20 protein-coding genes and 1 riboswitch are annotated in these 22241 nt (G+C 70.8%); of the genes, 4 read left to right on the top strand and 16 right to left on the bottom strand.

All coding sequences use genetic code 11. The features are described 5' to 3' along the window. Positions 1–41: 41 nt before the first annotated feature. Positions 42–1184 carry a glycosyltransferase gene (locus tag ACFZA0_RS03930; protein WP_391010752.1) on the bottom strand — a complete coding sequence of 381 codons (1143 nt, stop codon included), beginning with the start codon at positions 1182–1184 and terminating at the stop codon, positions 42–44. 125 nt (positions 1185–1309) lie between these two features. On the opposite strand from ACFZA0_RS03930, the gene ACFZA0_RS03925 reads away from it, so the two are divergent. Further along, the gene (locus ACFZA0_RS03925) at positions 1310–2566 is read left to right on the top strand and encodes a glycosyltransferase 87 family protein (protein ID WP_391010749.1); all 1257 of its coding nucleotides are present in this window, start codon (positions 1310–1312) and stop codon (positions 2564–2566) included. A gap of 33 nt (positions 2567–2599) precedes the next feature. Here the strand turns inward: ACFZA0_RS03925 and ACFZA0_RS03920 are convergent, their stop codons facing one another. From ACFZA0_RS03920 to ACFZA0_RS03900, 5 genes are all read right to left on the bottom strand, one after another. Beyond that, on the bottom strand, positions 2600–3793 hold the full coding sequence (locus ACFZA0_RS03920) for a hypothetical protein (protein WP_391010746.1): 1194 nt from the start codon (positions 3791–3793) through the stop codon (positions 2600–2602). 84 nt (positions 3794–3877) lie between these two features. Next, complete coding sequence (locus tag ACFZA0_RS03915) at positions 3878–4903, bottom strand: NlpC/P60 family protein (protein WP_391010743.1); 1026 nt, start codon at positions 4901–4903, stop codon at positions 3878–3880. Positions 4904–5142: 239 nt separating this feature from the next. Continuing rightward, positions 5143–6177 (bottom strand): NlpC/P60 family protein, encoded by a 1035-nt coding sequence (locus ACFZA0_RS03910; protein WP_391010740.1) that lies wholly within the window; start codon positions 6175–6177, stop codon positions 5143–5145. Positions 6178–6479: 302 nt separating this feature from the next. After that, complete coding sequence (locus ACFZA0_RS03905) at positions 6480–7829, bottom strand: NYN domain-containing protein (protein WP_391010737.1); 1350 nt, start codon at positions 7827–7829, stop codon at positions 6480–6482. A gap of 32 nt (positions 7830–7861) precedes the next feature. Then, the gene (locus ACFZA0_RS03900; protein ID WP_391010734.1) at positions 7862–8101 is read right to left on the bottom strand and encodes a hypothetical protein; all 240 of its coding nucleotides are present in this window, start codon (positions 8099–8101) and stop codon (positions 7862–7864) included. 156 nt (positions 8102–8257) lie between these two features. Between ACFZA0_RS03900 and ACFZA0_RS03895 the strand changes: the two genes are divergently transcribed. Then, positions 8258–9019, top strand: coding sequence for a rhomboid family intramembrane serine protease (locus ACFZA0_RS03895; protein ID WP_391010731.1), 762 nt, complete (start codon positions 8258–8260; stop codon positions 9017–9019). Next, a complete protein-coding gene (locus tag ACFZA0_RS03890; protein ID WP_391010728.1) occupies positions 9016–9297 on the top strand; it encodes an Lrp/AsnC ligand binding domain-containing protein in 282 nt (93 codons plus the stop codon). The genes ACFZA0_RS03895 and ACFZA0_RS03890 overlap by 4 nt, the downstream gene beginning before the upstream one ends. Positions 9298–9400: 103 nt before the next feature. Here the strand turns inward: ACFZA0_RS03890 and ACFZA0_RS03885 are convergent, their stop codons facing one another. From ACFZA0_RS03885 to ACFZA0_RS03860, 6 genes are all read right to left on the bottom strand, one after another. Continuing rightward, positions 9401–10849 carry an aminotransferase class V-fold PLP-dependent enzyme gene (locus ACFZA0_RS03885; RefSeq protein WP_391010725.1) on the bottom strand — a complete coding sequence of 483 codons (1449 nt, stop codon included), beginning with the start codon at positions 10847–10849 and terminating at the stop codon, positions 9401–9403. A 191-nt stretch (positions 10850–11040) separates the two neighbouring features. Further along, a riboswitch (SAM riboswitch) is annotated at positions 11041–11157 on the bottom strand. 133 nt (positions 11158–11290) lie between these two features. After that, a complete protein-coding gene (gene trpD, locus ACFZA0_RS03880; RefSeq protein WP_391010722.1) occupies positions 11291–12355 on the bottom strand; it encodes an anthranilate phosphoribosyltransferase in 1065 nt (354 codons plus the stop codon). A gap of 168 nt (positions 12356–12523) precedes the next feature. Next, positions 12524–14161 carry a cytochrome b N-terminal domain-containing protein gene (locus ACFZA0_RS03875; RefSeq protein ID WP_391010719.1) on the bottom strand — a complete coding sequence of 546 codons (1638 nt, stop codon included), beginning with the start codon at positions 14159–14161 and terminating at the stop codon, positions 12524–12526. Beyond that, positions 14158–15231 (bottom strand): Rieske 2Fe-2S domain-containing protein, encoded by a 1074-nt coding sequence (locus ACFZA0_RS03870; protein ID WP_391010716.1) that lies wholly within the window; start codon positions 15229–15231, stop codon positions 14158–14160. The genes ACFZA0_RS03875 and ACFZA0_RS03870 overlap by 4 nt, the downstream gene beginning before the upstream one ends. Beyond that, entirely contained in the window at positions 15228–16037 is an 810-nt protein-coding gene (locus ACFZA0_RS03865) for a c-type cytochrome (RefSeq protein WP_391010713.1), read from the bottom strand. The genes ACFZA0_RS03870 and ACFZA0_RS03865 overlap by 4 nt, the downstream gene beginning before the upstream one ends. Before the next feature lie 124 nt (positions 16038–16161). After that, positions 16162–16782 carry a cytochrome c oxidase subunit 3 gene (locus ACFZA0_RS03860; protein WP_391010711.1) on the bottom strand — a complete coding sequence of 207 codons (621 nt, stop codon included), beginning with the start codon at positions 16780–16782 and terminating at the stop codon, positions 16162–16164. A 193-nt stretch (positions 16783–16975) separates the two neighbouring features. On the opposite strand from ACFZA0_RS03860, the gene ACFZA0_RS03855 reads away from it, so the two are divergent. Beyond that, positions 16976–17377: a hypothetical protein gene (locus ACFZA0_RS03855; RefSeq protein ID WP_391010708.1), complete on the top strand. Its 402-nt coding sequence runs from the start codon at positions 16976–16978 to the stop codon at positions 17375–17377. Positions 17378–17565: 188 nt separating this feature from the next. Here ACFZA0_RS03855 and ACFZA0_RS03850 read toward each other — a convergent pair whose 3' ends face one another. From ACFZA0_RS03850 to coxB, 4 genes are all read right to left on the bottom strand, one after another. Beyond that, entirely contained in the window at positions 17566–18816 is a 1251-nt protein-coding gene (locus tag ACFZA0_RS03850) for an Ig-like domain-containing protein (protein WP_391010705.1), read from the bottom strand. A gap of 130 nt (positions 18817–18946) precedes the next feature. Beyond that, positions 18947–19345, bottom strand: coding sequence for a cytochrome c oxidase subunit 4 (locus ACFZA0_RS03845; RefSeq protein ID WP_391010703.1), 399 nt, complete (start codon positions 19343–19345; stop codon positions 18947–18949). After that, a complete protein-coding gene (ctaD, locus tag ACFZA0_RS03840) occupies positions 19342–21078 on the bottom strand; it encodes a cytochrome c oxidase subunit I (protein WP_391010700.1) in 1737 nt (578 codons plus the stop codon). Before ctaD ends, ACFZA0_RS03845 begins: the two co-directional genes overlap by 4 nt. Further along, entirely contained in the window at positions 21075–22067 is a 993-nt protein-coding gene (coxB, locus tag ACFZA0_RS03835; protein WP_391010697.1) for a cytochrome c oxidase subunit II, read from the bottom strand. The genes ctaD and coxB overlap by 4 nt, the downstream gene beginning before the upstream one ends. Positions 22068–22241 lie beyond the last annotated feature (174 nt).

The following is a 22241-nucleotide window of genomic DNA, read 5'->3' as shown; positions in this document are numbered from 1 at the left end:
GTCGGCGTTCCGCGGCCCGGGACGCCCGTCGGCGGCGCCGCTCAGAGCAGGTCGCGCAGCTTCTGGGCCAGCAGGTCCCAGCGCCACTTCTCCTCGACCCAGGCGCGCCCGCGTTCGCCCATCCTGCGCCGCAGTTCGGGGTCCTGGAGCAGGGCGGTGATCCGGTCGGCCGCGTCCTCCGGGGAGTCGCCGCGCACCACCCAGCCGGTCTCGCCGTCGAGCACCGCGTCGGGGGCCCCGCCGGAGTCGCCCGCGACCACCGGCAGCCCGGTCGCGGACGCCTCCAGGTAGACGATGCCGAGCCCCTCGACGTCGAGTCCGCCGCGCCGGGTGCGGCACGGCATCGCGAACACGTCGCCGGCGCCGTAGTGCGCGGGCAGTTCGGCCCACGGCACGCTGCCGGTGAAGCGGACCGAGGCGGCGACCCCGGTCTCGTCCGCCAGCCGCCTCAACTGCCGTTCGTACGGGCCGCCTCCGACGATCAGGAGGACCGTGTCGGGCTCGCGGGCGAGGATCCGGGGCAGCGCGAGGATCAGGGTGTCCTGGCCCTTGCGCGGCACCAGCCGGGACACGCACACGACCACGGGCCGGTCGGTGAGGCCGAGCCGGGCCCGCACCTCGGCGCCGCCGGACCCGGGGTGGAAGGTCTTCTCGTCGACGCCGGGCGGCAGTTGGACCATGCGGGCCGCCGCGTCGGGGGTGAGCGCGCGGGCGATCCGGGACCGGGTGTACTCGCCGAGGTAGGTGATCGTGTCCGTCGACCCGCCGATCCTGCGCAGGAGTTGGCGGGCGGCCGGGAGCTGGGCCCAGCCCGCCTCGTGGCCGTGCGTGGTGGCGACCAGGCGCTCGGCGCCGGCCCTGCGCAGGGCCGGCGCCATCAGGCCGAGGGGCGCCGCCGCGCCGAACCACACGGAGGTGCAGCCGTGGGCGCGCAGCAGGGCCGCCGCCTGCCGGGTCGCGTCCGGCGTCGGGAGCAGCATCGTCGTGCGGTCGCGGACGACGGTGAAGGGCTGCTCGGCGTCGAACGCCGCGGTCGCCTCCAGTCCCTCGCGGCTGCGCTTCCAGGTGGAGGCGTAGACGAGGAACCGTTCGGGGTCCAGGCGCAGTGCCATGTTGTGCAGGAACGACTGGATGCCGCCCGGCCGGGGCGGGAAGTCGTTGGTGACGATGAGGGTCTTGTGCATCGCCGCCGACCCTATCCAAGATGCGACGGGGGTTCCGTGACGGCCGCGCTTCATGGCTCTCGCACAGTGCTTCGGGGGATCATGGCCCCTTCAAGTCGACGGCGTCCGGACGAACAGGGGTTGTGGTGGAGACGGTGAACACGAGGCGATCGGCGGCAGGGCTGCTCGCCACCTGGAGCGTGACGCGGCTGGTGCTGCTGCTCCTGGTGCTCAAGGTGTTCGTGTTCCCCGGCCCGGACGTCACGAGCGACGTCTCCGTGATCTACCGGGGCTGGTTCGAGGTGCTGCGGCACGGGACCTTCCCGATGGACGACGTCACCTGGCAGTACCCGCCTGCCGCCGCGCTCGCGATCCTCTCGCCCGCCCTGCTGCCGTTCCTCGACTACGCGACGGCGTTCTTCGTCCTCGCCTTCCTCGCCGACCTGGCCGTCCTCGGCCTGCTGCTGCACGCGGGCCGACGGCCCGGCCGCACCCGGCGCGGCGCCTGGGTGTGGGTGGCGGGCGTGCCGCTGCTCGGCCCGACCGTGTACGCGCGCTACGACGTGATGGTGACCGCGGTCGCCGTGGCCGCCCTGCTGGCCGGGGCACGGCGCCCGAAGCTGATGGGGGCGCTGACCGGGTTCGCCGCGATGCTGAAGGTGTGGCCGGTGCTGCTGCTGGTGGGCGCGGTGCGGCGGCGGGCGTGGGCCGCCGCGGCGGTGAGCGTGGGCGTGCTGGGGGTCGTGTTCGCGGCGGCGATGCCCGGGGCGTTCGCGTTCCTGACGTTCCAGAGCGAGCGCGGCACCGAGGTGGAGTCGCTGGGCTCGCTCGTCTTCCACGTGGCCCGGCAGTACGGCTGGAGCGGCGAGGTGCTGCTCAACTACGGCTCGGTGGAGTTCCTCGGCCCGTACGTGAACGTGGTCAGCACGGTCGCCCTCGTGCTGAGCGCCCTGGCGTTCGGCTGGCTGCTGCTGTGGCGGCTGTCGGCGACCCGGTTCCTGCCGCGCACCCTCGCGGAGGCCGCGTTCGTGGCGGTGCTGATGTTCACGACGACGAGCCGGGTGATCAGCCCCCAGTACATGGTGTGGCTGGTGGGGCTCGCGGCGGTGTGCCAGTGCTTCCGCGGCGGCCGCACGGGGCTGCCGACCGCCCTGGTGCTGGTCGCGTCGTTCGTGACGCTGCTGGAGTTCCCGCTGTGGTTCGCGCACGTGGTGGCGAGCGACGCGCTGGGGGTGACGCTGCTGTTCGTCCGCAACGGCCTGCTGGTGGCGGCGACCCTGGTGGCCGCCCGCCGGCTGTGGCGCTCCACGGTGTCCGTCCCGGCGGTCGTGGCGGTCCCGGCGGACTCCGGCCCGGACCCGGACCCGGCGGACCGTCCGAGGGAGCCGTCGGCCTCCTCGTGACCTGGCGGGGCGCCGGGCTCCGGGTCTCACGGCTCAGCCCAGCACCTCGCCCACGTACGCGCGCCAGCGCTCGGTGAACTCGTCCGGCGTCGTGTGCAGGACGTCCTTCAGGGCCGCCTCCACCGCGCCCGCGCGCCTGTCGTGGGTGCCGACCGAGCGGTAGAACGCGCCGAGGTCGGCCTCGCCCCACTCGTCGGCGATCAGCCGGCAGGCCAGCCAGCCGCCCTCGTACGCCTGGGCGAGTTCGGTGGAGTCCGAGGTGAAGCCGAAGTCCTTGTCGGTGGGCAGCGTCGTGGGAGCGTCGCCCCCGGCCACCGCGTTGGCGAGTTCCGGGGCGATCTCCCGGGGGGTGCGGTCGGCGGAGCGGTAGCCGATCCAGTCCGCGTAGCCCTCGGAGAGCCACAGCGGGGTCGCCGCGCCGGTGTGCGCCCGGGTGGCCACGTGGGTCGTCTCGTGGGTGAGCACGACCTGCCTGCCGAGCGCGCCGAGGATGCCGTACGCGTCGGGGTTGACGATGACCCGGTCCGCGGGGGCGCTCGTGGTGCCGCCCGCCTCGCCGGTGGTGACGGCGGCGATCCCCCGGTACGAGGAGGCGGTGGAGGCCAGGAGGCCCGCCATGGCGTCCAGGGAGCCGGGGACGAGCACGACCACGTGCCGGCTCCAGTCGGTCCCCCACGCCCGCGTCACGGCCGGTACGGCCTCGTCCGCCAGGTCCGCGTAGCCGCGCAGCGCGGTGCCGGACTGCCCGACGCCCAGGACGAGGCTGTGCGCGCCCCGGACGGCGGTGACCTTCCCCTGGTCCCAGAGCTGCTGCGGGGCCTTCCTCGCGGGCCGGTCGGTGAGCACGGTCCAGCGTCCGCCCGCGGCGCGGGCCAGGGTCAGGGTGCGGCCGACGGTGACCGGCGACCTGTCGTAGCCGGTCAGCCGGTAGCTGAGGTCGGCGGCGGCCGTCGCGCGGTCCCCGGTGCGGTGCAGCGAGGTGAGGCGGTACGACCAGGCGGTGAGGGGCACCGCCGCGATGTTCGCGAAGGGGGTGCCGGTGCCGGTGCGGGCGTACGCGCCGGCGTCGTGGGCGAGCACGGCCGCGGCCCGCCGGTCGAGGACCCGGCGCACGTCGGCACGGGTCCCGTCGCCCGTCGCGGCACCGTCGCAGCCGCCGACCAGCGCCACCAGGGCGAGGGCGAGCGCCGCCGCCCCGGATCTCCATGCCCGCCTTCTACCAGCCACGTCGCCGATCGTACGGGCACGGCGTGCGCGCGGCCCGCGGCCGCGGGCACCCGGTGCGGGGCGCCCGGGGGCGCGGGGCGGCGCTCAGACGCGGGTGACCGAGGAGACGGGCATCATGCCGACGGGGTCGTACCGCACGGGCGCCCCGGGGTAGGGGGCGTGCACGACCTGGCCGTTGCCGACGTACATGGCGACGTGGCTCGCGTCGGCCCGGTAGACGACCAGGTCGCCGGGGCGGGCCTGGGAGAGCGGGATCTGCCGGCCCGCGTACCGCTGTTCCTGCGAGGTGCGCGGGAGATGGACCCCGGCCTGCGCGTACGACCACTGCATGAGGCCCGAACAGTCGAAGCCCGTGGGCCCGTTGGCGCCCCAGACGTAGGGGCGGCCGAGGGCCGAGCGGACGGCGGCGACGGCGGACGCGGAGCGGCCGGAGGCGGCCTCGCCGCCCCCGCCGGGGACGGGCAGGTCGGCCCGCTCGGAGCGGTCGGCCCGGCCGAAGGCGGCGCGCTCGGCGGACGGCAGGGAGTTGAGCAGCCGCCGGGCGCGGGCGAGTTTCTGCTCGACGGTCCGCTTGTGGGCGGCGACGGCCTTGCGGCTCTTGTCGAGTTCGGTGAGTTCGCGGGCCGCCTCGGCCCGGTTCTGCGTGAGTTCGCGCATGGCTTCCTGCACGTCCCTGAGCTGGCCCGCCTGGTGGGCGGTGATCCGGTCGAGCACGGAGGCGCGGTCGAGGTAGTCGGCCGGGTCGTCGGAGAACAGCAGGGCCAGCGAGGGGTCGATGCCGCCCGCGCGGTACTGCGCGCCGGCCAGTGAACCCAGTTCCCTGCGCATGTCGTTGACGCGTGCCTGCTGCCGGGCGACGAGGTCCTGGGAGTCGCCGAGCCGGCGGCGCAGGGCGTCGGCGCGCTCGTCGGCCTTGTTGTAGGCCTCGGTCGCCTTCTCGGCCTGTGCGTAGAGACGGTCCACCTCGGCACGCGTGCCCTCGTGCGGCGCGGCCGCGGCCGGCGCGGCGGGCAGGGCGCCGAGGACAGCGGTGGCGGCGGACAGCAGGCAGGCTGCTGCGCCGGCGCCCCGGTCGAACCCGGACGGTGCAAGGCGGCGATGGAACCCCACGGGAAACCGCACTCCTTCCGCTGGCGGACAGTGACCGTCCCCCGTGCCGCCGACGGCAGGAGATCCGGGCGCTGGGGGAAACCCGGCAGACAGTAGCCGCGTGAGGGGGCACCGGCCAAAGACCGGCGCGGGCACGCACGGTGACGCCCCGCCTATGACGCAGGTCATGGGCGGGGCGTGGGGTCAGCGCGGCTTGTCGGGATTCGCCCGTTCGGGCGGCACGTGTCCCGGTTCGGACGTCAGATGCGGACGCCGAATTGGAAGGGCATGTCGCTCATCGCCTCGTAGCGGACGACCGCGCCGGTGTGCGGGGCGTGCAGCACCTGGCCGCCGCCGGCGTAGATGCCGACGTGGTGGAAGTCGCCGTAGAAGATCACCAGGTCGCCGACCTTGAGGTCGCTCTGGGAGTAGATCCGCGTACCGGCGTTGGCCTGCGCCTCGGACGTGCGCGGGATGGCGATGCCGGCCTGGGCGTAGGCCCAGGAGGTGAGGCCGGAGCAGTCGAACGAGGACGGGCCCGAGGCGCCGTAGACGTAGGGCGACCCGATCACGGACTGGGCGGCGGCGTAGGCGGAGGCGACCCGGCCGGAGGAGGCGGAGCCGGCGTTGAGCACCGCGCGGGAGCTGCTGCGGCTGGCGGCGGCCGCCTGCTCGGCGTCGAGGTCCGCCTTCTCCTTGGCGGTGAGGGTGTTGAGCAGCTTCTGCGCGGAGGCGAGCTTGCTCTTCACCTCGTTCTTCTTCTTCGACAGCTCGGCGCGGGTGGTGGAGAGGTCCTTGAGCTTCTCACTGGCCTCGGAGCGCTCCTGGGCCAGTTCGCGCTGCTTCTCCTGGATCTTCTTCAGCGCCTCGACCTGCTGACTGCTCAACTGGTCCATCGTGGACGCCTTGTCGAGGAAGTCGTCGGGGTCCGAGGAGAGGAAGAGCTGCACGGAGGGGTCGATGCCGCCCGAGCGGTACTGCGAGCTGGCGAGCGAACCGAGCGTGTCGCGAAGGGTGTTGAGGTCTTCCTGGCCGTGCGCGACGTTGTCCTGGATGGTGGAGATCTCCTTCTGGAGCTTCCCCTCCTTCTCCTTGGCGCCGTCGAGCTTCTCGGTGGCCTGCTCCGCCTGTTCGTAGAGCTTGTCGACCTTGGCCTTGACCTCGTCCTTGGACAACTTCTCGCTGGGCGCGGCGTTGGCCGCCTGCGAGCTCAGGACGACGGCAGCGGCGGCTGCGGTGGTCAGCACGGTCACACGTGCGCGGCTCGGCTGCTTGGGTCGACGGTGGGACGCCACGAAGGCGAGCTCCTTCTTCCTTCAGCCGCCTACCGACACGCCGGTGGGCGGTGCCCCTTCACCGTCACTCCCATGAGTGATCAACCGAGCGAAGGTTCGAGCTGACCTTAGTGACCTCATCGTGATCAGTTCAAATCCCCAGGCGAAAAATCACGGTCACGCAATGCATTCTTTGCACTCAACTCACATGCAGTGATGCCACTTTGACGCTACGTTGCGTAAGCATTACATCAATTCGGGCATTCCACTTGTATGTTGCGTTCGAGCTTTTGGTTGCCGAAGGGGTGTTCGGGGTAAGGCCGTCAGCCCCGGGTGAGGCGCTTCAGGAGCACCACCGACGCCACCGGGCGGGCACCCGCCTTCGCGATCCCGTCGGCCACCTCGCGGTCCGTGGAGGCGACGATGACGGGCCGCCCCGGCGGCTCCGCGCGGACCAGCTGGCGGATCAACTCGTCGGCGGTGACGCCCGGTTTGGAGAACAGCACCCGCACCCCGCGCGGCGGCGCGAGCAGCACGGGAGCGGCCAGCTCGGCACCGTCGAAGACGCACGTGACCTCGGCGCCGGTCTGCGCGGCGAGCTGCGAGAGCTGCCCGAGCAGCCGCAGCCGCTGCTTCTCCAACGGCATCTGCGGATAACCGGTCTTGGTCACGTTGTAGCCGTCGACGACGAGGTGCGCCTGCGGCAGCGCGAGCAACTGGTCGAGGATCGCGGGGTCGTGCTCGGACAGCGCCCGCGCCGCGATGTCCTTCGGGGTCATCCGGCCCGGCTCCACCGCGTCCACGGTCTCCGCGGGCCGCACCGACACGGGCGGCAGGGCCAGTTCGCGGCGCAGCCCCTGCGCCGCGTCCAGCACCGTGTCGAGCAGCAGCCGCAGCCGCACGTCCTCGACGCTGCGTCCCTCGCGGGCCGCGCGCCGGGTGGCCTCCAGGGTGGCCTCGACCTCCCCCAGACGGGACTTGAGGCGGCGGCTCTCGCTCTCGGCGGCGGACACCCGGCCCTGGCCCTCGGCGCGCTGCGTCTCGGCCTCGGCGCGCAGCTTGCGCAGCGCGGCCTCGCCGCGCTTGACGTCACTGAGCGCGGCACGCAGCTTGCGCTGAAGCGATTCGGCTTCCCGCCGGGAGACGTCCAGTTCCGCGCGCAGCCGCTCCGTCTCGGCGCGCACCGCGTCCCGGGCGGCGGCCAGTTCCTCCTGGAGACGCCGCACCTCGGCCCGGGTCTCCTCCTCGACGCGCTCCGCGTCCGCCCGCTGCGCCTCCTCGCCGGCGGCGGTCACGAGCTTCACCCAGCCCGTGGGCCGCAGCACGTAGGCCGCGGCCGCCACGTCCAGCGGGTCCGCGGCCGGGGGCGGCGAACCGGCGTCGAGGGCGCCGCACAGCTCCGGCTGCGCCTCTCTGAGACGCTCGCCGATGCGCTGGCGGAACAGCGGTTCGGTCTCCAGGGCCGCGGCCATGGCGTTACCGGCGAACCTGGCCCGCCGGTTCGGCGCGAACCGCGCGTACTGCCGCAGCTGGGACGGCAGTTCGGCGACCGTCAGGCCGCCGAAGCCGTCGGAGACGATCTGCACCACCCGGCGCCGCACGCCGTCGGGCAGCGGACGGTCGAGCATCTCGGCGGGGCCGTCCTCCGGCCCCCCGCCAGCGCTCTCCACCATCCGTCACCCCAATGTTCGCGGGGCCCGCTCCGTCAGGAGCCGGCGCCCGGCCTGTCCACGAGTTCCACCTTGTCCACCGCGTTGCACCAACGGCAGCGCACAGAGTCGATGGTCTCACTGACCACCTCGCGCTCCTCGACGTTCGGCTCGCCCGCGAGGTCGAGGTGGACGTACTCCACGACCTTCGAGGAGCGCGTCACGTCGAAACGGGTGAGATTTCCGCAGAGCGTGCAGCGCCACCGCGTCGCGGCGGTCGGCAGGGGAACCGTCATCGTGGCTGTTCGCTTCCTTCTGGTGTCCGTGACACGCCGGTCTCTCCCGCGTGTGTGGCTCGTAACCCTACGGCCTGGCGGGTACTCGCCGCTCGGCCGTCCGCGGCGGCGAGGCGGTCCGTCCGCACGCGTCCCGTTACGTCATGCTCTGTAGGCATGATCGGCATCGGTAAGTGGAGCGGGTGGACCGGGCGGGGCCCGTGGGCGGGCCGGTTCGCGGCGGCGCCCGTGACGTACGGGCTGATCGCCCTGTGCTGCCTGGTGTTCGCGGTCGGCCCGTCGTCGGGACTCGACCCGGCGTACGGCACGGGGGACGCGCTGGCGGCCGCGCAGCAGGCCTGCTTCCGCCGCTGGGGCGTGATTCCCGCCGAACTGTTCGAGGGGTCGCCCGGCTCGCTGGTGACACCGCTGACCGCCCTGTTCGTACACGGGAGCTGGGTGCACCTGCTCGGCAACATGCTCTTCCTCTACGTCTTCGGCGTGCTGACCGAGGAGCGGATGGGCCGGGTCGAGTACACGCTGTTCTACCTGGTCTGCGGGGGCCTGGCGCTGCTCGGCTACGCGATCGCCAACGCCTCCTCCGAGCAGACCCTGGTGGGGGCGTCCGGTGCGATCTCGGCGGTCCTCGGCGCCTTCCTCGCGCTGTTCCCCCGGGCCCGGGTGACGAGCCTGCTGCCGTTCCTGCTCTTCCTGCCGCTGCGCTTCCCGGCGTGGGTGGTGCTGCCGTTCTGGCTCGCCCTCCAGTGGACGGCCGCCCGGCAGGCACCGCAGGGTCCCGGGGTGGCGTACCTGGCGCACGTGGTGGGCTTCGCGCTGGGGTTCGGCTACGCGTGGGTGCGATTCGGCCGTACGACTAGAGTGAAAGCCGCCCTGCACAACGTCGCAGCGCCCGCCCCCGAGGGAGAGAACCTGCCGTGATCACCGCGATCGTCCTCATCAAGACCAGCGTGGATCGGATCCCCGAGATCGCCGAGGCGATCGCGGCGCTGGAGAGCGTCAGCGAGGTCTTCTCCGTCACCGGCACCTACGACCTGATCGCCATGGTCCGGGTGCGGGAGCACGAGGAGCTCGCGGACGTCATCCCCGGCCGGATCAGCAAGATCCCCGGCGTCGAGGGGACGGACACCCACGTGGCGTTCCGCACGTACTCGCAGCACGACCTGGAGGCGGCGTTCGCGATCGGCCTCGACGCCTGAGCGCGGGGCGCGGGAGCGTTCGAACGGCGGCGGCGCGGAACGGTGCGGGCGGTGGTCCGCCCCCGTTCCGCGCCGCCGCCGTTCACGCGGTCCGCGAGGGTGCTCAGACCGCCGGCACGCAGCGGCCCTCCTCGGTCCGGTACTGCCACTTGGCACCGTCCCGGACCAGCTCGGTCACCGCGGTGACGAAGCGCTCGACGTGCTCGTCGGGGGTGCCGGCGCCGAAGCTGACACGGATGGCGTTGAGCGACTTCTCGCCGGGCGCGGCCTCGGGGGCACCGCACTCGCCCTGGGTCTGCGGGTCGCTGCCGAGCAGGGTGCGCACCAGCGGGTGGGCGCAGAACAGGCCGTCGCGCACCCCGATGCCGTACTCGGCGGACAGCGCGGCGGCGAAGTGCGAGCTGTTCCAGCCCTCGACGACGAACGAGATGACGCCGACGCGGGGCGCGTCGTCCCCGAACAGCGACAGCACACGGACCTCGGGCACCCCGGCCAGCCCGGCGCGCACCGTGTCGATCAGGTGCTGCTCACGGGCGACGAGCGAGTCGAAGCCGGCCTCGGTGAGCGCCTTGCAGGCGGAGGCGATCGAGTAGGCGCCGATCACGTTGGGCGAGCCGGCCTCGTGGCGGGCGGCGCTGTCGTGCCACTCGACGTCCACTCCGCCGTCGGTGCGGCGGCTCACCCGGCGGCTCGCGCCACCGCCGGCGAGGTACGGCTCCGCCTCGCGCAGCCAGTCGGCGCGGCCGGCCAGCACGCCGGAGCCGAAGGGCGCGTACAGCTTGTGTCCGGAGAAGGCGACCCAGTCGACGTCGAGGTCCCGCACCGACACCGGGTGGTGCGGGGCGAGCTGCGCGGCGTCCAGGACGATGCGGGCGCCGTGGGCGTGCGCGGCGGCGGCGAGTTCGCGCACCGGCCACAGCTCACCGGTGACGTTGGAGGCGCCGGTGACGCAGACCAGGGCCGGGCCGTGCGGGTCGCGGGCGGCGAGGGCGCGCTCCAGGGTGGCGACGGCCTCGCCGGGGGTGCGCGGCGCGTTGAGGTAGGTGACGCGGGCGTCGCGCCACGGCAGCAGCGAGGCGTGGTGCTCGGTCTCGAAGACGAAGACCTGGCAGCCGGCGGGGACGGCCGCCGCGAGCAGGTTCAGGGAGTCGGTCGTGGACCGGGTGAAGATCAGCTGATCGTCCTCGCGGCAGTCGAGGAACTCGGCGACGGTGCGCCGCGCGTTCTCGAACAGGTCCGTGGAGAGCTGCGACAGGTAGCCGGCGCCGCGGTGCACGCTGCCGTAGTACGGCGCGTAGGCGGCCACGTCGTCCCACACGCGCTGGAGGGCCGGGGCGCTCGCCGCGTAGTCGAGCGCGGCGTAGGTGGTCTCGCCGCCCGTGACGAGCGGGACGGTGACGTCCCGGCCCAGCACCGGCAGCGGCGCACAGGCGGCCGGGTCGGCGGCGGCGGGCAGCTCGGCGGAGGCCGTGGCGGCGGCGACGGGGAGCTCGGCGGAGGCCGTGGAGGCGGTGGAGGCGGTGGAGGCGGTGGCAGAAGCGGTGACGGACATGGCTGAACTCCCGGAGACGGCAAGGCGAAGCCCGCCGTGCGGCCCGCGCACCCGGACAGGGTGGGGCACGGCACGGAGGAAGGGAAAAGGGTGTGCGGAAAGGGGGCTCGACGCCCTAACGCATTCGCTTGCTCACGAGAGACTCCCTCGGTGACCAGGACCCCTGGCCCCGCACTGGGGAGTGCGCGAGGGGTCCGCGCTTGCCGTGGACCTTGCTGTCCACCGCCTGGTCTTCACCCGGGGCACCCCGCCACGGACGGAGGGTTGCCGGACAGTCGGCCGGGGCCTCATGACTGTCACTCATGACCTGCCGAAAAACGTACGTGAGGCGTCCGCCGCCGCGCAACCCGCGTCCGGATGCCGGGACGGCCCCCTCGAACGGTGGACGTCCGAGGGGGCCGCGGGGTGCCGAGGGGGCGGGTACGAGGCGGGTACGCCGGTTCAGCGGTTGCTGGCCGCCGCCCAGCGCTGCAGCGTCTGCCCGGCCGCCCCCGAGTCGATCGACTCGGCGGCCCGCTCGATGCCCGTGCGGATGCGGTCCACGAGGGGCGCGTCGCCGCCGTCCAGGGCGGCCAGCGCCGCCGCGGTGTTCAGCAGCACGGCGTCGCGCACCGCGCCCTTCTCGCCGGCCAGCACGCGCCGCGCAACGTCGGCGTTGTACGCGGGGTCGCCGCCGCGCAGCGCGTCGACGGCCACCAGTTCGAGGCCGACGTCCCGCGGGTCGAAGGGCTCCTCGGTGACCTTGCCGTCCCGGACCACCCACACGCGGGAGGTCGCGGTCGTCGTCAGTTCGTCGAGTCCGTCGTCGCCGCGGAAGACGAGCGAGGTGTTGCCGCGCTCGGCGAACACCCCCGCGACGATCGGCGCGACCCGGGCGTCGGCGACTCCGACGGCCTGCGCCCTCACCCGGGCCGGGTTGGTCAGCGGGCCGAGGAAGTTGAAGGTGGTGCGGATGCCCAACTGGCCGCGGGCGGCGGCCACATGACGCAGCGCCGGGTGGAACTTCACCGCGAAGCAGAAGGTGATCCCGGCCTCCTCCGCGACCTCGACAACCCGCTTCGGGGTGAGCTGGAGGTTGACGCCGAGCCGCTCCAGGACGTCCGAGGCGCCGGACGCCGAGGACGCGGCGCGGTTGCCGTGCTTGACGACCTTCGCCCCCGCGCCGGCCGCCACGATCGCCGACATGGTGGAGATGTTCACCGTCTTCGCGCCGTCGCCGCCGGTGCCGACGATGTCGACGGTGGCGCCGGGGATCTCGATGACGTTCGCGTGCTCGTACATCGCCCGGACCAGACCGGTGATCTCCTCGACGGTCTCGCCCTTGGCGCGCAGCGCCACCGCGAACCCGGCGATCTGCGCGTCGGTCGCCTCGCCGCGCATGATGCGGTCCATCGCCCAGGCCGTGTCGTCGGCGCTCTGGTCGCGGCCCTCCAGCAGCCCGTCGAGCACGCGGGGCCAGGAACGGCCCGCCGCGGTAGTGCCTCCAGCGGGGGTCACAGCGCTCATTTCGCCGCTCCTGGGTTCCGTCCCCCTCGGGGGACACATGTCGGGGCACCCGTCGTCCCGACGGGCACGGGTCCACCCTATCCAGCCCCGGGCACGGCGAAGGGCCCCGCCCGGACAACCGGACGGGGCCCTTCGCCGTGGCGTGGCGACGCCTCGACGATCGGACGATCAGTGGTGGCCGTGGCCGCTCGTGATCTCCTTGTACTCCTCCGAGGTGGGCTTCGCGATCTGCCCGTCCTCGCCGTAGTACGACTTGCTCAGCTTGGCCCGGAGCTTCTCCGGCGCCCGCACCTTGCGCTCGACGCCGTTCTCGTCCGTGGTGGCACCGATCTCGGCGGGCGCGTACTGGTTGTGCGCGGTGAGCGTGTGCAGCTGCTCCTGGCTGAGCGGCTCGTGGATCTCGATGAACTCACCGTGCGGCAGGCGCTTGATGACGCCCGACTCGCGGCCGTGCAGCACCTTGTCGCGGTCCCGGCGCTGGAGGCCCAGGCACATCCGCTTGGTGGCGACGAAGACCAGCACCGGCACGACGAAGAACGCGATCCGGACGAACCAGGTGATCGAGTTGATCGACAGGTGGAAGTGCGTGGCCCACAGGTCGTTGCCACCGCCGACGAGCAGGACGAAGTACCAGCTGATCCACGCGGCGCCGAACGCGGTCCGCGTCGGGGCGTTGCGCGGGCGGTCCAGGATGTGGTGCTCGCGCTTGTCGCCGGTGACCCAGGACTCGATGAACGGGTAGACCGCGATCGCGACCAGGACCATCGGGAAGATCAGCAGCGGGACGAACACACCCAGGACGAGCGTGTGGCCCCAGAAGTTGATCTCCCAGCCGGGCATGACGCGGATCAGGCCCTCGGAGAAGCCCATGTACCAGTCGGGCTGGGCGCCGGTGGACACCATGTCCGGCCGGTAGGGGCCCATCTCCCAGATCGGGTTGATCGTGGCGATCGCCGCGATGAACGCGATGACACCGAAGACCAGGAAGAAGAAGCCTCCGGCCTTGGCCATGTAGACCGGCAGCAGGGGCATGCCGACGACGTTCTCGTTGGTCCGGCCGGGACCCGCGAACTGGGTGTGCTTGTGGTAGAAGACCAGGATCAGGTGGCCGACCACGAGCCCGAGCATGATGCCCGGCAGCAGCAGGATGTGGACCGAGTAGAACCGGGCCACGAAGTCCCCGCCCGGGAACTGTCCGCCGAAGAGGAAGAACGACAGGTACGTGCCGACGATCGGCACGGACAGGATCGCACCCTCCATGAAGCGCACACCGGTGCCGGAGAGCAGGTCGTCCGGGAGCGAGTAACCGGTGAAGCCGGTGAACATGCCGAGGACGAACAGCAGGAAGCCGAACAGCCAGTTGACCTCACGCGGCTTGCGGAAGGCACCCGTGAAGAACACGCGCATCATGTGCACGAACATGGCGGCCAGGAAGACCAGCGCCGCCCAGTGGTGGATCTGACGGATCAGCAGACCGCCGCGCACATCGAAGGAGATGTGCATCGTCGAGTTGAACGCCTCCGACATCTGCTGCCCCTGGAGCGGGACATAAGTGCCGTGGTACGTCACCTCGTTCATCGACGGGTGGAAGAACAGCGTCAGGTACACACCCGTGAGGATGATGATGATGAAGCTGTAGAGGCAGACCTCGCCCAACATGAACGACCAGTGGTCGGGGAAGATCTTGCGCATGTTGGCCTTGGCCAGGGAGTAGATCCCGAGCCGGCCGTCGGCCCAGTCGGCGATCTTCTCGCCGGCCGGAGCCTTCTCGCGCGACCGCGCGTCCGTGGTGGCTTGAGTACTCATCCGCGCTCCCAGAAAGCAGGACCGACGGGCTCCTCGAAGTCGCCGAGCGCCTGGAGGTAACCCTCGTCGTTCACACCGATGCGCAGCTGCGGCAGGGCGTGACCGGCGGGGCCGAAGATCACTCGGGCACCGTCGGAGAGGTCGAAGGTGGACTGGTGGCACGGGCACAGCACGTGGTGCGTCTGCTGCTCGTACAGGGAGATCGGGCAACCGACGTGGGTGCAGATCTTGGAGAAGACCACGATGCCCTCGTGTCCCCACTCCAGCTCGCGCTTGTCCTTGATGTTCTCCGGCTGGAGCCGGACGATCATCACGGCGGACTTGGCGATCTCGGTCTGGAAGTCCTCTTCCTTCTCCTCGAGCCCGTCGGGCTTGGCGAAGGTGAGCGAACCCACCGCGACGTCCGAGGGACGCAGCGGCTCGTTCGTGTTCATGTTGACGAGGAGCTTGCCCTTGGCCCACAGGGTGTGGCGGAGCTTGGTGCCCGGCAGGGTGCCGAGGTCGCGCAGCAGCATCACGCCGGACAGCGGCACCAGGGCCACCGCGCCGAACAGGGTGTTGCGGATCAGCTTGCGACGGCCGAACTGCGACTCCTTGGCGCCCTGCTTGAAGTCCGCGTGCACCTGCGCGCGGTCCTCGGGGGACGCCTCGATGGGGTGCCGCTCGGCGGGCATCTCGACGTCCGACATCAGGGTGCGCGCCCAGTGGACGGCACCCGCGCCGATCGCGAACAGCGCGACCGCGAGGGTCAGGCCGAGCGCGAAGTTCATCGCGCTGACGTGGCCGATCGGGAAGACGTAGATCGACTTGTCGTCCGGGATCGTCACGTACGAGGCGATGAAGCCGAGGGTGGCCAGCATCGAGATCACGAAGAGGAGGGCGACGTGGCGCTCGGAGCGCCGTGCCGCGGCCTCGTCGATGTCCTGGACACGGTGCTCGTGGGGCGGCAGGCCCGGGTCGGCGAACGGGTCCGCCTCGTTGGCCTGCGCCACGGTGCCGCCGTGGCCGTGCGCGTGCGCGCCGTCCTGCGCTGCCGGCAGGTGCTCTTCTGGAATGTCTTGGCTACTCATGACTTCTTGGCCTTTGCGGTCCGAGCGGCGACCCAGACGGCGACCGCGATCAGCAGGCCCATCCCGAAGATCCAGGCGAACAGACCCTCGCTGACCGGGCCGAGACCGCCGAGCGACAGACCGCCGGGGCTCTCGGCGTTGGTGCCGTTGACCTCGTCCAGGTACGCGATGATGTCCTTCTTGTTCTGCTCCGACAGGGTGGTGTCGGGGAAGGAGGGCATGTTCTGCGGACCCGTGAGCATGGCCTCGTAGATGTGCTTCGGCGTGCTGCCCTCAAGGCTCGGTGCGAACTTGCCCTCGGTCAGGGCGCCGCCCTTGCCGGTGAAGTTGTGGCACTGGGAGCAGTTGGTGCGGAACAGCTCGCCACCCCTGGCGATGTCCGAACCCTCGGGGCTGGTCTGGTTCTTCGTCGGCACGGCGGGGCCCGCACCGAGCGAAGCGATGTACGCGGCGAGCTGGTCGATCTCGGCCTGCGTGTAGATGTTCTTCTTCTTCTGGATCTGCACGCCCGGCTGCTGGGCAGGCATCCGGCCGGTGCCGACCTGGAAGTCGACGGCCGCGGCGCCCACGCCGACCAGGCTGGGCCCGTCGGACGAGCCCTGACCACCGGTGCCGTGGCAGCTGGCGCAGCCCACCGAGTAGAGCTTCTTGCCCTCCTCGATGGTGAGGGACTGGGCGGAATCGTCGGCCTGCGCCTTGGTCGCGGGCGCGAACGCGGCGAACAGCCCCCCGGTGGCCGCCAGCGCGAGGAGTAGGACGACGACCGCCGCCAGCGGATGGCGTCGTCGTGCGGAGAGCTTTTTCACGGATTACTCCGGTGTCAGGATCTTCTGTCGATGCTTCTGGAGATGTACTCGGTGGTCGTGGGCCGCCCGGAACCCCCGTCGAGATGCCTCGTCGGGGTGACCGGCCGCCTCTGCCGACGACCGACTACTTGATCAAGTAGATCGTGGCGAAAAGGCCGATCCAGACGACGTCGACGAAGTGCCAGTAGTAGGACACGACGATCGCGGCCGTCGCCTGCTCGTGCGTGAACCTCTTCGCCGCGTAGGTGCGGCCGAGGACAAGCAGGAAGGCGATGAGGCCGCCCGTCACGTGCAGGCCGTGGAAGCCGGTGGTCAGGTAGAACACCGAACCGTAGGGGTCGGAGGACAGCGAGAGGCCGTCCTCCTTCACCAGGTTCGTGTACTCGTAGATCTGACCGCCGATGAAGATCGCACCCATGATGAAGGTGACGATGAACCAGCCCCGGAGCTTCTTCACGTCCCCGCGCTCGGCGGCGAAGACGCCGAGCTGGCAGGTCAGCGAGGAGAGCACCAGGATCGTGGTGTTGGTCGCGGAGAACGGAAGATTGAGATGGCCCGCCATCTCCTTCCAGTGATCCGGTCCTGTCACCGATCGCAGGGTGAAGTACATCGCGAAGAGGGCCGCGAAGAACATCAGCTCGGAACTCAGCCAGATGATGGTTCCGACGCTGGTGAGGTTCGGCCGGTTGACCGACGGGTGCGCGTGCCCGGTTTCTACTGTCGTTGCTGTCGCCACGACCGACATTATGTCGGTCGCTTATCCCGCCCTCACTCCCGGGGGTGCCGTTCGGAGTGTCTGTGGGCTGTGTCCAGCCCGTATGGCCCATCGAAGGGCCCTGCGAACCGGTGTTGACGCGGTGTCGGAAGCGGTAGCATCCGCGCCACCGGTAGCCCGGGTTCACGACCGATCGGTGTCTTTCGAAACACGTGGAGGAACGATGCAGGCGACCGTCACGGTGCTGGTCTACAGCGACGATGCCAACACCCGGGAGCAGGTCCGCCTCGCCACCGGCAGACGGCCGGCGGCGGACGTGCCCCCCGTCGAGTTCGTCGAGTGCGCGACGCCCGAGGCCGTGCTGAAGGAGCTGGACCACGGCGGCATCGACGTCGCCGTGCTGGACGGCGAGTCGGTGCCGATGGGCGGCATGGGGGTGTGCCGCCAGATCAAGGACGAGATCTTCCGGTGCCCGCCGGTGCTGCTGCTGATCGGGCGCCCCCAGGACGCCTGGCTGGCCACCTGGAGCCGTGCGGACGCCGCGGTGACCCTTCCGGTGGACCCGGTGGAGTTCGCCTCCGCACTGGCCGCCCTGCTGCGCGGCAGGCGGGCGCTGAGCGCCTGAGGGACGGCGGGGGCGGCTGGGGCGGCCGTGTGCCGCCGTACGCCGCCCGGGAACGTCCGAGGGCCCGTCTGCGGGCCGCAGTCGGTACTGCGGCCCGCAGACGGGCCTCACGCGTCCCCTGCCGCTCCGTCTGCCGCTCCCCCGGGGCGTGTTGACGCTCCGGGCGGCGGCGGGTGCGGGACGCACGCTCAGGCGCTCTCCGGGCGCAGCCGGGCCTGATCCTCCGAGGTGGGCGCGTTGGGGTCGCCGACCAGGGCGCTGCCCTTGCGCCAGTCCTTCCAGCTGAGGTTCCAGTCGCCGAAGCCGTTGCCGAACGGCTCCATCTCGTCGCCGTAGGAGTTCTCGACCTTGACGATGTCGCCCTCCTCCACGGTGTCGAAGAACCACTCGGCGTTGCTGGTGCTCATGCCGGTGCAGCCGTGGCTGACGTTGGCGGAGCCCTGCGAGCCGACCGACCAGGGCGCCGCGTGCACGTACTCGCCGCTCCAGGTCACCCGGGTCGCCCAGTAGACGGGCAGGTCGTAGGAGTCCGAACTGCCCTCCGCGATGCCGACGGTGGTGCCGCGCATCCGTACGAAGGACTCCTTGCCGAGGACGACCTTGACGCCGTTGCGGGTCTCGAAGCCGGGCTTGCCGGTGGTGACGGGGATCGTGTTGATCTCCTCACCGTTCTTCCAGACCGTCATCTCGTGTTCCTCGGCGTCCGTCACCGCGATGACGCGGTCGCCCGTCTTCAGCTTCAGCGGCTTGACCTTGCCGCCCCACAGCCGGTCGGCGACCTTGATGCCCTCCAGGTTGCTGTGCACCTGGATGGAGGCGTGGGCCGGCCAGTACTCCCTGGGCCGGTAGTGGAGTTCCTTGTCGTCCACCCAGTGCCAGGCGCCCGCCACGGCGGGCGTGGAGTCCACCTTGAGGGCCCGCTCGACGATGGCGCGCTGCGCCTTGTCCTTGACGGGCTGGCTGAGCTCGGCGGTGATGGGCTGCCCGACGCCGTAGGTGCCGGCGTCCGGGCCGAACGTGACCCCCAGGTGCTTCTTGGTGGTGGGGGTGGAGGTGTCGAAGGCGAGGACCTTGCGGCCGGGGGCTCCGTCCTCGTCCTCCGTGCTGACCCGCACCGTGTAGTGCGCGCCGGCGGCCAGCGGTGAGGTGCTGTGCCAGCGGCTGCCGTCGGCGGCGAGTTCACCCGCGACGTGCCGGCCCGAGGCGTCCTGGGCGGTCACGTCCGTGATGCGTCCGTCGCCCTCGGCGGTCACTTCGAGGGGCTTGTCCGGGTCGGTCTTCTTCCCGTCGCCCGCGAGGCCGTTGAAGGAGATCTGTCCCGCCGCGTCGTGGGGCGCCGACATCGGGTTGCCGTCGGACCCGCAGGCGGTGACGCCCGCGCCGAGGGCGATCACCAGCAGGGTGCAGCCGACGGTACGGGTGCGCGGAGAGTGGCTCATGGCCTCACGCTAGGGAGCTTCGTCAGCGGGGGCGCGTTGGGTAACCCGTATGAGGGACAGACACTCCGGCATACGCAGGAGCCCGGACTCTCCTGACGGAGTGTCCGGGCTCCCGGCCGTGCGATGCGTGCTACTGGGTGCGGTTCTCACCGCGGTAGTACTCGAAGACCCAGCCGAACAGGCCGACGAGCAGCAGGGGCGCCGAGAAGTACAGCAGCCACCAGCCGAGTGCCACGCCCAGGAAGGCGAGCGCGCCGCCGATGCCGAGGGAGAGCGGCTGCCAGCTGTGCGGGCTGAAGAACCCGACCTCGCCGGCCTCGTCCGCGACGTCGGCCTCCTTGTTGTCCTGTGCGCCCGCGTCGGCCCGCCGGGCGGTGAAGCCCAGGTAGAAGCCGATCATGATGCACAGGGCGAAGGCCATGAAGAGGGCCGTGGTGCCCGCCGGCTCCTTCGACCACATGCCGTAGACGATCGCCATGACGAGCACGAAGACGCTCAGCCAGACGAACATCTTGCCCTGGATCTTCACTTGCCGGCCTCCTTGCCACCAGCGATGGCCTTGTCGCCGTGACCGGCGTTCTCCAGGTGGTCGAGCGCGGCGATCTCCGGGTGGTGCAGGTCGAACGCCGGGGACTCACTGCGGATGCGCGGCAGCGTGAGGAAGTTGTGCCGCGGCGGCGGGCAGGACGTGGCCCATTCGAGCGAACGGCCGTAGCCCCACGGGTCGTCGACCTCGACCTTCTTGCCGTACTTCGCCGTCTTCCACACGTTGTAGAGGAACGGGAGGATCGACAGGCCGAGCACGAAGGAGCTGATCGTCGAGATCGTGTTCAGGGCGGTGAAGCCGTCCGCCGCGAGGTAGTCCGCGTAGCGGCGCGGCATGCCCTCGGCGCCCAGCCAGTGCTGGACCAGGAAGGTGCCGTGGAAGCCGATGAACAGCGTCCAGAAGGTGATCTTGCCGAGGCGCTCGTCGAGCATCTTGCCGGTGAACTTCGGCCACCAGAAGTGGAATCCGGCGAACATCGCGAAGACGACGGTGCCGAAGACCACGTAGTGGAAGTGCGCCACCACGAAGTACGAGTCGGACACGTGGAAGTCCATCGGCGGCGCGGCCAGGATGACACCGGTCAGACCACCGAAGAGGAAGGTGATCAGGAAGCCGGTGGCCCACAGCATCGGTGTCTCGAAGGACAGGCTGCCCTTCCACATCGTGCCGATCCAGTTGAAGAACTTGACGCCGGTCGGCACCGCGATGAGGAACGTCATGAACGAGAAGAACGGCAGCAGCACACCGCCGGTGACGTACATGTGGTGCGCCCACACCGTCACGGACAGACCCGCGATGGCGATGGTGGCGCCGATCAGGCCCATGTAGCCGAAGATCGGCTTGCGGGAGAAGACCGGGATGACCTCGGAGATGATGCCGAAGAACGGCAGCGCGATGATGTACACCTCTGGATGGCCGAAGAACCAGAAGAGGTGTTGCCAGAGTAGGGCGCCGCCGTTGGCGGCGTCGAACACGTGGGCACCGAACTTGCGGTCCGCCTCCAGGGCGAACAGCGCGGCGGCCAGCACCGGGAAGGCCAGCAGGACCAGGACACCGGTGAGCAGCACGTTCCACGTGAAGATCGGCATCCGGAACATCGTCATGCCGGGCGCGCGCATGCAGATGATCGTGGTGATGAAGTTGACCGAGCCGAGGATCGTGCCGAAGCCGGAGAAGGCCAGACCCATGATCCACATGTCGCCGCCCACACCGGGCGAGTTGACCGCGCTGGAGAGCGGCGAGTACGCGAACCAGCCGAAGTCGGCCGCGCCCTGGGGGGTGATGAAGCCGCCCACCGCGATCAGCGAGCCGAACAGGTAGAGCCAGTAGGCGAACATGTTCAGCCGCGGGAACGCCACGTCGGGCGCGCCGATCTGCAGCGGCATGATCCAGTTCGAGAAGCCGGCGAACAGCGGCGTCGCGAACATCAGCAGCATGATCGTGCCGTGCATCGTGAACGCCTGGTTGAACTGCTCGGGCGACAGGATCTGCAGACCCGGCCGGGCGAGCTCGGCGCGCATGATGAGCGCGAGGATGCCGCCGATGCAGAAGAAGGCGAACGAGGTCGCGAGGTACAGCGTGCCGATGGTCTTGTGGTCGGTGGTGGTGAGCCACTTGATCACGGAGTTACCGGGCTGCTTGCGCCGGACCGGCAGTTCGTTCTCGTAAGAGTCCTCGGCTGCCGCGGCACCCTGGGGTTCGTTGAGGATGCTCACAGGTTGTTCGTCTCCCGGTTCTTCTCGTGGCTCGTCTGCGCGATGCCGGCGGGAATGTAACCGGTCTGCCCCTTCTTGGCGAGGTCCTTGAGGTGCTTCTGGTAGGCCTCGGGGGAGACGACCTTCACGTTGAACAGCATCCGGGAGTGGTCGACGCCGCAGAGCTCGGCGCACTTGCCCAGGAAGGTGCCCTCCTTGTTGGGGGTCACCTGGAAGGAGTTGGTGTGGCCCGGGATGACGTCCTGCTTCATGAGGAACGGCACCACCCAGAACGAGTGGATGACGTCACGCGAGGTGAGGACGAAGCGGACCGTCTCACCCTTGGGAAGCCACAGGGTCGGACCGGGGTTGTTGGTCTGGGGGTTGCGGGTGGCGGGCGTACCGACGTCGTAGACACCGCCGGCGTTCGCCGGGAAGTCGTTCTTGAACCGGTCCGGAATGGCCGCCAGGTTCTCGTCGGTCTTGGCGTCACCCGAGACACCGTCGACGTTCTCGACGTAGTTGAAGCCCCAGCTCCACTGGAAGCCGACGACGTTGATGGTGACGTCGGGCTTCTTGGATTCGTCGAGGAGCTTCGACTCGTCGCGCGCCGTGAAGTAGAAGAGGACCGAGACGATGATCAGCGGGACCACCGTGTACAGCGCCTCGATAGGCATGTTGTACCGGGTCTGCGGAGGAACCTCGACCTTGCTGCGGCTGCGCCGGTGGAAAAAGGCGCTCCACAGGATCAGGCCCCAGACCAGCACGCCGACGGCGAGCGCGGCAGCCCAGGAACCCTGCCAGAGGGAGAGGATCCGGGGAGCCTCTTCCGTGGTGGGGGTGGGCATACCAAGCCGGGGAAAGTCCTTGTAGGAGCAACCGGTCGCGGTTGCCAGGACCAGGCCCGCAGTCAGTGCCTGCAGCAGCTTGCGCCGCAACGGGCGCCGCGGCGTGGGGGTACCGCCCGCGCCCCCCAGGGCGTGGGGGAGGTCGGAGCCGTTGGGACTCACGTAGCGCCTTCCCGAGAGTCTCGCCCGCGCGGCTGCGGCCTTCTCGCTGGTCGGTCGCCGCCCTGCGTCGGGCAGGGGTTTGGATGTTTATGCGGACCAAACCCTACTGGACGCTATTTGAGGTCGCGCGGGGAGGGTGCCCAACGCGCCGCCCGACTCCCCGAAGGGAGGGAG

This window comes from Streptomyces sp. NPDC008150 (genome assembly GCF_042956945.1).
GTDB lineage: Bacteria > Actinomycetota > Actinomycetes > Streptomycetales > Streptomycetaceae > Streptomyces.
Note: the sequence above shows the minus strand (reverse complement) of the source record. Positions and strands in the feature narration are given on the sequence as shown.